This is a genomic window from Leisingera sp. S232 (assembly GCF_049800895.1).
Classification (GTDB): Bacteria; Pseudomonadota; Alphaproteobacteria; order Rhodobacterales; family Rhodobacteraceae; genus Leisingera.
On sequence record NZ_JBNAFX010000006.1, the window covers coordinates 58623 to 71317 of the forward strand.

Here is a 12695-nt window from a genome sequence, read left to right on the forward strand (position 1 = left end):
TGGGACCCGCACCTGACACAGCCAGCCAAAGGCCCGTTTCCCATGTCTTCTGAAATCCGTCTTGCCTTTGCGCATCCCTCCGAGCGTTCCATGGCCACTGCGGGGCCGGGGCCTTTGGACCGGATTTCCCTGCGGGACCATACCGTCGAGGTGGAGATCGGCGCCTTTCAGGCCGAGCGCGGCTCCACTCAACGGATCAGCTTCAATGTGGTGGTCGAAATTGCGCCGTTACCCAAGGATCTGGACGATGATGTCGACCGGATTCTGTCTTATGACAAGCTGACCGAGGCGATTGCCCATGAACTGGCGGCAGAACGTCTGAACCTGCTGGAGACACTGGCTGAACGGGTGGCAGAGCGGATCCTGCTGGAGCATCAGGCCGTGCGCGCCTTTGTGCGGATCGAGAAGCTGGACCGCGGCCCCGGCGCGCTGGGCGTCGAAGTTGTGCGCTCAAAGGATCAGATCAGCCATCAGGTGGATGAGGAGGAGCGTCCGCACCCGCGGTTGATGTACCTGTCCAACGATGCTGTCGACAACGGCAATCTGACAGGCTGGATCGACCAGATGGAATGCCGTCAGCGGCCGCTGATCCTGTGTGTGGGCGCCCATCCGCTGGCAGTGCCGACCACGGGCCACAAATGGACCCAGCGGCGGATTGATCTTTTGGCCATAGAACAGAATGCCTGGCGCCTGGCTGCCAAGGACGACCGCTGCGTGGTGGTGTCGACCCGGACAGAGCTGGACTGGGCGATGAAGAACGGCCAGATCTGTGTCTGGGCGCCGTCCAAGATTGTGCTGGATGCGGTGGACGGGCCTTCGGCGCCGCCATCGGACACAGTGGCGCTGGCCGCCTGGTTTGCCGCGACTTTCGAAGCGGGTGAGATGATTGTGCTTGGCGGGGATTTGCCAGATAATCCCGGTGTCCCTTTGCGGGCTGTCAGCGTGGAGCAAGCACAACTGTGACATATTACCGGCCGTTGGTTCAGCACGGCGAAGCGCGCCCCGAAGGTGCGGTTCCCCTGGCGGGCAGTGCCCTGTGGTTCACCGAGGTTGAGATCCTCAGCCGCGAAGGGCCGCCCAGGATCGTGCCTGCCGGGTTGGTGCCGGACCTGGAGCGCCGTCGGCTGAGCGCACGTCGGGCGTCGATTGCCGGGCTGGACATGACGCAGCCGCAGATTATGGGCATTCTGAATGTGACGCCGGACAGTTTTTCGGACGGCGGCAAGCATGCCGGTATCGAGACTGGTAAGGCAGCAGCCCTGCAGATGGTCGCAGATGGCGCCACCATTATCGACGTGGGCGGCGAATCCACCCGGCCCGGCGCAGCAGAGGTTGCCGAGGCTGAGGAAATCGAACGCACGGCGCCGGTGATTACAGCAATCCGCGCCGAAAGCCCGGTGCCGGTCTCCATCGATACCCGCAAAGCCACCGTCGGCATGGAGGCGCTGGAAGCCGGTGCAGACCTGCTGAATGATGTCTCAGGCTTTACATTCGATCCGGCGCTGGCGCCTTTGGCGGCGCAGGCCAGCGTGCCTGTCTGCATCATGCATGCCCAGGGCGATCCGGCCACGATGCAGGAAAACCCGCAATATGGAAATGTGCTGCTGGATGTCTATGACTTCCTGAGCGACCAAATCGACCGGCTGGAAGCCATCGGCGTGGTGCGTGAACAGATCGTCGTTGATCCGGGTATTGGTTTTGGCAAGACGCAGGCGCATAATCTGACGCTGCTGCGCAATCTCAGCCTGTTTCACGGGCTGGGCTGTCCGGTTCTGCTGGGGGTGTCACGCAAGAAATTCATCGGCACCATCGGCAAGGAGCCGCGCGCAGATGCCCGTGCGCCGGGATCGGTCGCCGTGGGGCTTGCAGCCCTGGCGCAAGGCGTGCAATTCCTGCGGGTGCATGACGTGGCTGAGACGGTTCAGGCCCTGCGGCTTTGGCAGGCGGTCCGGTAAGGCCTTTTTGGCGGGAAAGCATAATGCGGAAACTCTTTGGTACCGATGGCGTGCGCGGCACAGCCAATATCCATCCCATGACCGCGGAGATGGCTCTGCGGATCGGCGCTGCCGTCGGGCGGTATTTCCGACGTGACGGCTCTGGGGCGCATCGGGTAGTCATTGGCAAGGACACCCGGCTGTCGGGCTATATGTTCGAGAACGCGCTGACGGCGGGGCTGACGTCCACTGGTATGAATGTGCTGCTGCTGGGGCCGGTGCCGACGCCAGCAGTGGGGCTGATGACACGGTCCATGCGGGCGGACCTGGGGGTTATGATCTCTGCCAGCCACAACCCGTCCGAAGACAACGGCATCAAGTTTTTCGGCCCGGACGGGTTCAAACTGTCCGACCATGCGGAGATGGAGATCGAAGCACTGGTCGAGGTCGGGGTCGAGGCGGCCCAGGCGGCCAATATCGGCCGCGCCAAGCGGATTGATGATGCCCGCTTTCGTTATGGTGAGCGGGTCAAAAGCTCCTTGCCGCGCAATCTGGGGCTCAACGGATTGAAAGTGGTCATTGACTGCGCCAATGGCGCGGCGCACCGGACTGCGCCTGAGGTCCTGTGGGAGCTGGGGGCGGAAGTGATCCCGGTCGGCGTGACGCCGGATGGTTTGAATATCAACCGCGGCTGCGGGTCCACCCAGCCGCAGGTCGCGGCAGAGGCGGTCGTGGCGCATGGCGCCCATGTGGGCATTTGTCTGGATGGCGATGCGGACCGGGTGATTGTGATCGACGAGACCGGCACGGTGGCGGATGGCGACCAGCTGATGGCGCTGCTGGCCACCCGCTGGGCGGAGCAGGGACTGCTGCAGGGGGGCGCGCTGGTGGCGACAGTGATGTCGAACCTCGGGCTGGAGCGGCACCTGGACGCCAAAGGGCTGGGGCTGGAACGCACGGCCGTGGGCGACCGTTATGTGGTGGAGCGCATGCGCGAGGGCGGCTTCAACCTGGGTGGTGAGCAATCCGGCCATATCGTGATGAGCGATTATGCCACCACCGGCGACGGGCTGATGGCGGGGCTGCATTTCCTGGCGGAGATGATGCAGACCGGCAAAAAGGCATCCGCGCTGGCGCATCAGTTTGAAACCGTGCCGCAGCTGCTGCGCAATGTGCGGTTCCAGGCAGGCCAGCTGCCGCTGGAAGATGCGCGGGTACAAGAGGCGATTGCCGCCGCCGAGACAATGCTGGAAGGGCAGGGGCGCCTGCTGATCCGCAAGTCCGGCACAGAGCCGCTGGTGCGGGTGATGGCCGAAAGCGAGGACGCCGAAGTGATGACGCTGGCAGTGGACAGCGTGGTCGCCGCAGTGGAAACCGCCGTCGCCGATTAAGTCGGCAGGCGTTCAGCGACTTTTGCGGAACTGGCGGCTGAGCCGCCGATCTGACCAAGGCTAGGGCAAGGGGGAGGGCTGAGGCCGCCCAGGATCATGGCCATGGCCATGGTCGGCAGTGTCGTGGCCGCAGATCTTCTCTCGGGACCACTGCGCCCGGCACCTTTGCCCAAAGCTGGATGGGGGCCTTGGTGAAAAGAAAAAGGGCGCCCCGAAAGGAGCGCCCTGCAGAGGAAAAGGCTGCGGAAATTTCCGCGGGCGCCTTAGTTCTTCTCTTTGTCGACCATTTTGCCGGCCGAGATCCACGGCATCATGCCGCGCAGCTTGGCGCCGGTCGCCTCGATCGCGTGCTCGTCGTTGGCACGGCGCGACGCTTTGATGGTCGGCTGGCCAACCGCGTTTTCCAGCATGAAGTCACGGACGAATTTGCCCTGCTGGATGTCGTTCAGGACTTCCTTCATGCGGGCTTTGGTTTCGTCGTACTTCAGGATGCGCGGGCCGGTGACGTACTGGCCGTATTCGGCAGTGTTGGAGATCGAGTAGTCCATGTTGGCGATGCCGCCTTCATAGATCAGGTCAACGATCAGCTTCACTTCGTGCAGACACTCGAAATAGGCCATTTCCGGCGCATAGCCGGCTTCGACCAGGGTCTCGAAACCGCAGCGGATCAGCTCAACCAGGCCGCCGCACAGAACCGCCTGCTCGCCGAACAGGTCGGTTTCGCATTCTTCGCGGAAGTTGGTTTCGATGATGCCAGAGCGGCCGCCGCCGATGGCGGAGCAGTAGGACAGGCCGGTTTCCAGCGCTTTGCCGGTGGCGTCGTTGTGAACCGCAACCAGGCAGGGCACGCCGCCGCCTTTGGTGTATTCGCCGCGCACGGTGTGACCCGGACCTTTGGGCGCCATCATGATGACGTCGACGCCTTCTTTCGGCTCAATCAGGCCAAAATGCACGTTCAGGCCGTGGGCAAATGCGATGGCGGCACCCGGACGGATGTTGTCGTGGACGTATTTCTTGTAGGTCTCTGCCTGCAGTTCGTCGGGCATGGTGAACATGATCACGTCACACCATGCGGCCGCTTCTGCGATGCCCATGACGGTCAGGCCTTCGCCTTCGGCTTTCTTGGCCGAGGGGGAGCCTTCGCGCAGCGCAACAACAAGGTTCTTGGCGCCGGAATCGCGCAGGTTCAGCGCGTGGGCGTGGCCCTGGGAGCCATAGCCCAGGATGGCCACTTTTTTGTCCTTGATCAGGTTCACATCGCAATCGCGGTCGTAATAAACGCGCATGATCCACGTCCTTTCGTTTGGGGTTTGAGGGCATCATAGGCATGTGTGGCGGGAAGGCGATTGCTGTTATGCATGAATTCTGCAGTTTCTTTGCAGTGGCCATTCGCCGTTTTGGCTGATAATGACAAAATCATGCTTGATGATCTCGACCGGCGCATTCTGCGCTACATGCAAGGCGACCCGGAACAATCGATTCCGGACTTGGCCGAACGCCTCGGTCTCAGCGCCTCGCGGCTGGCGCGGCGGCTGGAAAAGCTGCGCGAGGGCGGCGTGATCCTTGGCCAGCGCGCGGTGATCGATTGGCGCGCCCTGGGCTATGAGGTGGAAGTGTCGCTGCGGGTGACACTGGACAAGACCAACCCGCGCGCCTTTGACGAATTCATCGAGGCTGCCCGCACCATTGCCGAGGTGATTGAGATTCAGACCTTTCTGGGCCAGGTCGATGTGCGGCTATCGGTGATTGCGCGCGACATGCCGCATTATCAGCAGATCTATCGCGCCGCCATTTTGAACCTGCCGCATATCACCGATATCGAGGCCCTGATGCATGTGGCGCGCATCAAACGGGACGAGGTGTTACCGGTTTGAGCGCGCTGGATGATCTCGATTTTGCCATTCTGCGGGCGCTGTCCGAGGATGCGACGCTGTCCGCAGGGGCTCTGGGGCGGCAGCTGGGCCTGAGCCAGCCTGCAACGTGGAGGCGGATAAAACGATTGCAGGACGCGGGCATCATCGCGGGCCGCAGGCTGGAGCTGGACAAGGAAAAGCTGGGCTTTGGCGTCACCGTCTTTCTGGGCGTGAAACTGGCCACCAAGGGACGGGTCAGCCTGGAGGACTTCGAACGTGCGGTCTCTGCCATACCCGAAGTGCAGACGGTGGAGCATGTGCTGGGCATGTATGACTACCGCCTGCGGGTGACGGCGCGGGATATCGCCGATTTTGAACGGGTGCTGCGGCGCCGGGTGATGACGTTGCCGGGGGTGGGCAATGTCGAGGCCAATGTGCTGCTGAGCGAGGAACGCAGGCCGGGGCCGCTGGGCTAAAGGTGCTCCATTGTTGCCGATCCGAAACCGGCTTGGCGCAAATGCATGTGTTTTTTGTCGTGCTTGGGCTGTCTTTTCCGCGGAACATCGCCAGTATCCGCCTTCGGAGACGGACACTGCGCTGTATGCCAAGGTAGGCTTTGCCAAACCCTGCCGCACCGGCTAGCCGTTTCATGAGGAATATCAAGGGAGGCCGAAATGGCACTGCTCGACACCGTTGACCCGCAGGGTCTGGATGAATTTTCGGTGGTCTTCACCGACCGCTCGCTGAACCATATGTCCAAGACGTTTCAGACCGTGATGCTGGACATCAATGCGATGCTGAAAGAGGTCTATAACGCCGAGGCCGTGGCGCTGGTGCCGGGCGGCGGCACCTATGCGATGGAGGCGGTCGCGCGCCAGTTTGCCCGCGGTGCAAACGCGCTGGTCGTGCGCAATGGCTGGTTCTCCTATCGCTGGAGCCAGATCTTTGAGACGGGCGGGTTCACCGAGTCGTCCACTGTGATGAAGGCGCGCCGCACCGGCAACGAGAGCGCGTCGCCGTTTGAGCCTGCGCCGATTGCCGATGTGGTTGCTGCGATTCATGAGCAGAAGCCGGATATCGTCTTTGCTCCGCATGTGGAAACCGCCGCCGGCGTGATCCTGCCCGATGATTACGTGACCGCCATGGCCGCCGCCGCGCATGAAGTCGGCGCGCTGATGGTGCTGGACTGCATCGCGTCGGGCTGTGCCTGGATCGACATGAAGGCAACCGGTGTCGATGTGCTGATTTCGGCACCGCAAAAAGGTTGGAGCGCGTCTCCCTCTGCGGGGCTGGTGATGTTCTCGCCAGCTGCGCTGGCACGGCTGGAAGAGACCACCTCGGACAGTTTTGCCATCAACCTGAAGCAATGGCGCACCATCATGAAGGCCTATGAGGACGGCGGCCACGCCTATCACGCCACCATGCCGACTGATGCGCTGAAAGCGTTCCGCGACACCATGCTGGAGACCAAGGAATACGGGTTCGGCAAACTGCGGGATGCGCAGTGGGCACTGGGCAACGGCGTGCGGGCGCTGCTGAAGGAAAAGGGCATCACTTCGGTTGCGGCGGACGGCTTTGGCGCGCCGGGCGTGGTGGTCAGCTACACTTCCGATCCGGACGTGCAGAATGGCAAGAAGTTCCTGGCGCTGGGCATGCAGATTGCCGCGGGCGTGCCGCTGCAGTGCGACGAGCCGGCGGACTTCCGCACCTTCCGTCTGGGCCTGTTCGGTCTCGACAAGCTTTATGACGTGGATGCCACCATCGCGCGGCTGAAAACCATTGTGGATCAGGTGCTTTAACGCAAGATCCGGATTGGGCTGCGCAAGGGAATATTGCTTGTGCGGCCCAGCCCATGGCGCAGGGTTAACCAGATCACCCCAAGGCTGATGGCCAGCCATATCCCGCCCCACAGCATGGCTGCGCCGCCGAATTCTTCGGCCAACATCCGCGCGTCAGATTGCAGGTCAGAGCGGGCAATCGTGTCATCCCAGATATCAAGCGGCGCATAGATCATGCTGCTGACGCCGATCAGGCGCAGGACCATATCGTTGATGTTGAGGCTGAGGTAACGCGAGGCCGCCAGCATCAGCGCAGCGGCGGCGAGCGTAAAGCCAAGCGCAAACGTTTCCCGCACATAGAAGACAGCAACGGCCAGGGTGATTGCGCCAAACAGCGCCAACACCTTCCTGTCCCAATCCGTGCGCAACGCAATGATGAACAGGGCAGAGCCGATCAGCAACGACCCGGTGTAGCCCGCCGACAGTCCCAGAAACCGGCTGCCGCCGCGCGAAACCACCATGCCTCCCTCGTAGGGATTGATGGAGAGGCTGACAACTTCGCCGCCGGTAAGCAGGGTTGCGGCGGCGTGTGACAGCTCGTGCAGAAAGACCGTGAGGATGCGCAGGGGCAATAATGCCGGTGTCTGCCAGAGGGCGGCAATGGCCAGCGTCAGGCAGAGGAGCTGCCAGTGGCCTTTGAGGAAGCGTCCGGCAGTCCGCATGTCACCTGACGCCCGTCATTTCACGCCCAGCCCCATCTGCATCAGCGTCTTGCGCACCGGTGCCAGCGAATAAAGCGCATTGAGGCCAAAGGCGCGCAGGTCGCGCAACGGACGCGGCGCCAGCATCGAGGTGCGGTTCAAAAGGTCGATGCCTTTGACGCGCAGCAGGATCTCAGTGTGGCGGGCCTTGTGATAGGCGGCCAGCATCTGGGCGTCACCCAGGCCTTCCGGGCGGGCCTCTGCCAGTTCCAGCAGGCTGCGCAGATCGCCCAGCGACATATTCAAGCCTTGCGCGCCGATCGGCGGCACCACATGGGCGGCTTCGGCCATCAGCGCCAGCCGTTCGCCGTTCAGCCGCGCGGCAGACTGGCTGATGATCGGCCAGATGGTGCGGCGCGACGCCAGTTTCAGATCGCCGAACAGCCCGCAGCTGCGCTCGGTCATTGCGGCCTCAAAGGCCGTGGTGTCGAGGTTCAGGAGGTCTTGCGCACGCGGGCCGCGTTCCATCCAGACAATCGCCGAGGACGGCTGGCCGTGGTAATCGGGCAGCGGCACTAGGGTAAAGGGGCCGCCGGAGCGGTGGATCTCGGTTGAGACGTTTTCATGCGGCACCGGATGGGTGACGGCAAAGGCCAGCGCCTTTTGTCCGTAGCGGGTGGTTTTGACCGGGATGCCAGCAGCCTGGCGCATCGGAGAGTTTCGGCCGTCGCAGGCAACCACCAATTTGGCAGAGACCTGGCGGCCATCGCTGAGGCTGACGCGCGCCTCATCGGTGCGGGTGAACAGGCCGGTGGTGCCGGTGCCAAAGCGCAGATCCACATTGGGCAACTCTGCCAGCCGGGCAATCATCTCGCGCCGCAGCAGCCAGTTGGGCAGGTTCCAGCCAAACGGCTGGTCCGAGATATCGGCCGCGTTGAAATCCTTGACCACCCGCGGTTCGGGCCGGATGCCGCCGGCGTCAACAATGCGCATGATCTGCAACGGCGCAGCATGGTCTGCCAGCCGGGCCCAGATACCGCAGCGCGCCAGCAGCGTCTGGGCGGGCTGTAGAAAGGCGGTGGTGCGCAGGTCGGCGCCCTCGGCGTCGCGTTCCGTAACCGGTGGGGCCGGATCGGCGCAGATCACGCTGAAGCCCATGGAGGCAAATGCAGCGGCTGCGGTCAGTCCCGCGATGCCGCCGCCGGAAATCAGGATGTCGCAGGTGTCGGCCATGGGTTCAGCCCTCCGTTGTTACGCCAGAAATAGGCCCTGGCGGAGGGGGAAGACAAGCCGCAACCTGCCGCGCGGGGAATTAGCCGCGGGTGATGGAAATCAGCACAAGGAACATGACCGGCACCATGCACAGCGCCGGGATGTAGAGCCCCGGAATGCCGAACAGCATGATCGAACAGCCCCAGAGGCTGACAAAGGTGGCAAGGGCGTAGCCGATGTTTTCTTCGGGGCCATAGGCGACCTCCTTGGAGATCCGCCCAAGCAGCGGCACGGCAAACAGGATACGCTGCCACAGGGGCAGGCGGGCGGGAAGGGTATATGCGCTCATCAGGTGGTCTCCTGTGCGTGGGGTCGCGGCGCATATAGGCAGGAAAACATGCAGCAAACAGGTCTATTTTGCCGCAGTTGCAACGTTTTACCGGGCTGCAATCCCATATGTTCCGCGATGCGGCAAACGGCTGCGCAAAAGCGTCCTGACGCAGGTCTTGCGGATCAGGACAGGGCGGCCAGGAAACCCGCCAGATCGTCCGCGTGATGATGGATATGGTCCGCCCGGACCGGCTCTGGTGCCACATGCACGGTGCGCATGCCCATTTCATGCGGAGCAGTCAGATTGCGCGGGTCATCCTCGAACATGGCGGCCTGCCGGGGGGTGACATCAGCACGGGCAAACACCAGGTCAAAGGCGCGGCGTTCCGGCTTGGGGAAGTAGTCCGCATGTTCGACGCCGTAGACGTCATCGAACAGCCCCGACAACCCGCGCGCGGCCAGCACCCGTTCTGCATAAGGGGCGGAGCCATTGGTATAGACGATCTTTTTGCCCGGCAGATTGCGGATCGCGGCAGCCAAAGGAGCGTCCTCTTCCAGATGGTCCATCGAAATGTCGTGCACTGCGACAAGATAGGGGGCCGGGTCCAGATCATGCTCGCGCATCAGCCCGGCCAGGGTGGTGCCATGTTCGCGCCAGTAATGGCTGCGCAGGCGGTCAGCCTCTGCCTTGCCCACGCCCAGAGTCTTCATGACATAGTCGGTCATCTTGACTTCGATCTGGTCGAACAGGCGCGCAGACGGGTGATAGAGCGTATTGTCGAGGTCGAACACCCATTGGGTGACATGGGAGAAAAATCGCTTGGGCATGGCTTTGCAGTAGGCGGCGGGCGGCGGATTCGCAATCAAAAGCGCATTTTGCCTGCGGGTTTTCAGCGCGTTGGCGCCATCAGGGTTGATTGCGGTGGCCCGGGCTGTAGAGATGGTCTGATCCATTTTGACAGGAAAGACCATGAGCCAGAGCCGCAGCAACCAGAAAGACGCCTATGCGCTGATCCTCGAGGCGATTGACGTCGGCGTGTACAAGCCCGGCGACCGGTTGGTCGAAAGCGATCTGGCAGAACGCTTTGGTGTTTCACGCACCCCGATCCGCGAAGCCCTGCAGCGGCTGGAGACGCAATCGCTGCTGGAACGCGACGGGCGCTCGCTGATCGTGGCCTCGCTGGACCACAACCAGATGGCTGAACTTTATGTGGTACGGCGGGAGCTGGAGGGGCTGGCCGCACAGCTGGCCGCGCGCCATGCCACCGAAGAAGAGATCAAGGTTCTGAAGGAGATGGTCGAGGCTGACGACAGGCTGGTCGGCGATCCCGCAGCGCTGTCCAAGGCCAACCGGCGGTTCCATGAGCAGATTCATTTGGCATCGCACAACCGCTATCTGGTGCAGCAGCTGGATCTGGTGCACCGGACCATGGCGCTGATGGCGACGACCTCGCTGGCCGCCGAGGGGCGCAGCGAGATTGCACAGTCAGAGCACAAGGGCATTGTTGACGCCATCAGCCGCCGTGATGAAGCGGCTGCGGGCGACGCATTAAAAGAGCATATCTCGATTGCCTTCATGACCCGGCTGAAGCAGGACGCCAACGGCCGCGGATAACCTGTCTCAGCCAGGCTCTGCGGCGGTGTTTGGCAGCGGGTTTGATGCCATGTGCCGTTTTGTCCCAGAAAAAAGGGCGGGCGAGCAGCTCATAGGCAGCTTTGGCACAGGCGATGGCGCCCATCGGGAAGTACAGGATCATTGCAGGCGCCCAGGCGGCCAGCCCTGGCCGCCCCATGGCAAAAGCCGCAAGGATGCTGATGATCAGTCCCAGCCCCTCAAAGAACACCAGTGCTGCGGCGGCCAGCAGCAGCAGGGGCGGCGGCAGGCTGTCCGCGCCGGGGTGTGGCAGGCCCAGGGTGAACAGCCAGAAGGACCACAGGACCGGCGCAAACAGGAACTGCCCGATTGTGCCCAGAAAGAACGCCTGAAAGCCCAGAAAGCGTTTCCAGCCCAGTTCCGCCCGCAGCTGCAGCGGGTGGCGCATATGCACCAAGTAGGTCACCATGAACCCCTTGAGCCAGCGGGACCGCTGCTTGATCCAGGGCCAGGGGCGCCAGTTGGCTTCCTCAAATGTTGTGGTGGCGAGCATTTCCGTTCGGTAGCCTGCCCGGTACAGGCGGACGCCCAGATCCGCGTCCTCTGTCACGTTGTGAGCGTCCCAGCCGCCCAGCTCCTCCAGAACATCGCGGCGGATAAACATGGTCGTCCCGCCCAGCGGCACCACCATGCCAAGCCGGGCAAGGCCGTGCAGGACGATGCGGAACCAGCTGGCATATTCCAGTGTGAAACACCGTGAAATCCAGTTGGTTCCCGGGTTGTAATAGTCGAGCACACCCTGAAAGCAGGCCGTGCGCCGGTCCGCCGCTGCAAAGGCTTGTGCCACTTGATTCAACTGGTCCGATTGCGGCGCGTCCTCTGCATCCCAGACGCCGATGATATCGCCGCGGCAGAAGTGCAGCGCATAATTCATCGCCCGCGGTTTTGTCGTCAGCCCGCCAAAGGCCGGCACCTCTACCACCCGAATCCACGGCGGCAGCCGGGTATTTGCCAAAGCAGCACGGGTGACGCTGTCATGCGCTTCCAGAACCAGGATCACATCGGTCCGGGCCCGCGGATATTTGAGTTTCCGGATCCGGCTGAGCAGGGCGCGGCTGATCTCGGCCTCCTTGAAAAGCGGCACCAGAATTGAAATCACCGGATCTTCGGCCAATCCTGGCGATGCTGTCTTTGGTGGAGACCCGGTCTGCTGCGCGCGGGCGCGCCAAAAGGACACAAGCCCGCAAATCTTGAGTACTGTGAACATCAGCACCGTCAGCAGCGCCAGACAGCTGAGGGCGGCGAACACTGCGGAAGGCGCGCGCCAGGCAAGATACAGCGCCGGCACGGCCAGCGCTGCAAGCAGAGCGCGGCCCCGGGCTGGCTGCAAGGTGCGGCAGCTCAGCTGCGGTGCGACACTGCAACTGGCCTGGCGTGCCAGGGCCGGGCTGAAATGCGCGGTCAGAACAGCATTGATCTGCGTTTCGCTGGCCAGCACCGGGATGATCTGCCCGAAACTGCGCTGCAGTTCCCGCTGCAGGAGGGCAAACTGGTCGGGGCGGGCAACGGCGATAGTGACCGTCTGGCCAAATTGCATCCAGGGCACAGCGCAGTGGCGCAGCCAGAACTGGGCGGGTCTGCACGCGAGCAGGCGCGCATTGCCCATCTGGCCGGACAGATCGGCGCGGGGCATCCGGTACTGGCGCGACAGGGTATTTAGAACCTGGTCTTCGCTGGCCAGCCCTTCGGCCACCAGCACCCGCCCGAGCGCAGCCTTTTGATGCTGGCGCAGCACCAGTGCTTTTAGCATGCTGTCGTCCGCACCGGGACCGCGTGCAACCGGGGGGGCGCCCCGGAGCGGGGATGTCCCATGCCGGGACGGCCGGAGCTTTCGCAGCGGCT

Annotated in this window: 13 protein-coding genes; 7 read left to right on the forward strand and 6 right to left on the reverse strand. The window is 62.9% G+C overall.

Annotated elements, in window-relative coordinates; genetic code table 11:
• The first annotated feature begins 42 nt into the window (after positions 1 to 42).
• The 3 genes from ACP151_RS06590 to glmM are packed head-to-tail and all read left to right on the forward strand — an operon-like array spanning position 43 to position 3325.
• Positions 43 to 963, forward strand: a complete 921-nt coding sequence (locus ACP151_RS06590; RefSeq protein ID WP_424978079.1) for a dihydroneopterin aldolase — start codon at positions 43 to 45, stop codon at positions 961 to 963.
• Positions 960 to 1955 carry a dihydropteroate synthase gene (gene folP, locus ACP151_RS06595; RefSeq protein ID WP_424978080.1) on the forward strand — a complete coding sequence of 332 codons (996 nt, stop codon included), beginning with the start codon at positions 960 to 962 and terminating at the stop codon, positions 1953 to 1955. Before ACP151_RS06590 ends, folP begins: the two co-directional genes overlap by 4 nt.
• 23 nt (positions 1956 to 1978) lie before the next feature.
• Positions 1979 to 3325: a phosphoglucosamine mutase gene (gene glmM, locus ACP151_RS06600; RefSeq protein ID WP_424978081.1), complete on the forward strand. Its 1347-nt coding sequence runs from the start codon at positions 1979 to 1981 to the stop codon at positions 3323 to 3325.
• A 263-nt stretch (positions 3326 to 3588) separates the two neighbouring features.
• On the opposite strand, the gene ilvC is transcribed toward glmM, so the two are convergent.
• The gene (gene ilvC / locus ACP151_RS06605; protein WP_259986537.1) at positions 3589 to 4611 is read right to left on the reverse strand and encodes a ketol-acid reductoisomerase; all 1023 of its coding nucleotides are present in this window, start codon (positions 4609 to 4611) and stop codon (positions 3589 to 3591) included.
• Between the two features lie 132 nt (positions 4612 to 4743).
• On the opposite strand from ilvC, the gene ACP151_RS06610 reads away from it, so the two are divergent.
• The 3 genes from ACP151_RS06610 to ACP151_RS06620 all read left to right on the forward strand — a co-directional run bounded on the left by ACP151_RS06610 (position 4744) and on the right by ACP151_RS06620 (position 6977).
• Complete coding sequence (locus ACP151_RS06610; RefSeq protein ID WP_424978082.1) at positions 4744 to 5199, forward strand: Lrp/AsnC family transcriptional regulator; 456 nt, start codon at positions 4744 to 4746, stop codon at positions 5197 to 5199.
• Positions 5196 to 5654 (forward strand): Lrp/AsnC family transcriptional regulator, encoded by a 459-nt coding sequence (locus ACP151_RS06615; protein WP_424978083.1) that lies wholly within the window; start codon positions 5196 to 5198, stop codon positions 5652 to 5654. The genes ACP151_RS06610 and ACP151_RS06615 overlap by 4 nt, the downstream gene beginning before the upstream one ends.
• A 198-nt stretch (positions 5655 to 5852) precedes the next feature.
• Positions 5853 to 6977, forward strand: a complete 1125-nt coding sequence (locus ACP151_RS06620) for an aminotransferase class V-fold PLP-dependent enzyme (protein ID WP_424978084.1) — start codon at positions 5853 to 5855, stop codon at positions 6975 to 6977.
• On the opposite strand, the gene ACP151_RS06625 is transcribed toward ACP151_RS06620, so the two are convergent.
• From ACP151_RS06625 to ACP151_RS06640, 4 genes are all read right to left on the reverse strand, one after another.
• Positions 6974 to 7678 (reverse strand): M50 family metallopeptidase, encoded by a 705-nt coding sequence (locus tag ACP151_RS06625; protein ID WP_424978085.1) that lies wholly within the window; start codon positions 7676 to 7678, stop codon positions 6974 to 6976. The two genes, ACP151_RS06620 and ACP151_RS06625, sit on opposite strands and share 4 nt — an antisense overlap.
• A 15-nt stretch (positions 7679 to 7693) precedes the next feature.
• Positions 7694 to 8890 carry a UbiH/UbiF family hydroxylase gene (locus ACP151_RS06630; RefSeq protein WP_424978086.1) on the reverse strand — a complete coding sequence of 399 codons (1197 nt, stop codon included), beginning with the start codon at positions 8888 to 8890 and terminating at the stop codon, positions 7694 to 7696.
• 79 nt (positions 8891 to 8969) lie between these two features.
• Positions 8970 to 9218, reverse strand: coding sequence for a hypothetical protein (locus ACP151_RS06635; RefSeq protein WP_424978087.1), 249 nt, complete (start codon positions 9216 to 9218; stop codon positions 8970 to 8972).
• A 164-nt stretch (positions 9219 to 9382) separates the two neighbouring features.
• Positions 9383 to 10027: a pyrimidine 5'-nucleotidase gene (locus ACP151_RS06640; RefSeq protein WP_424978160.1), complete on the reverse strand. Its 645-nt coding sequence runs from the start codon at positions 10025 to 10027 to the stop codon at positions 9383 to 9385.
• 142 nt (positions 10028 to 10169) lie between these two features.
• Here ACP151_RS06640 and ACP151_RS06645 point away from each other — a divergent pair, with 142 nt between their 5' ends.
• A complete protein-coding gene (locus ACP151_RS06645) occupies positions 10170 to 10814 on the forward strand; it encodes a GntR family transcriptional regulator (RefSeq protein ID WP_424978088.1) in 645 nt (214 codons plus the stop codon).
• On the opposite strand, the gene ACP151_RS06650 is transcribed toward ACP151_RS06645, so the two are convergent.
• On the reverse strand, positions 10774 to 12603 hold the full coding sequence (locus tag ACP151_RS06650) for a glycosyltransferase (RefSeq protein WP_424978089.1): 1830 nt from the start codon (positions 12601 to 12603) through the stop codon (positions 10774 to 10776). The two genes, ACP151_RS06645 and ACP151_RS06650, sit on opposite strands and share 41 nt — an antisense overlap.
• Positions 12604 to 12695: the final 92 nt, after the last annotated feature.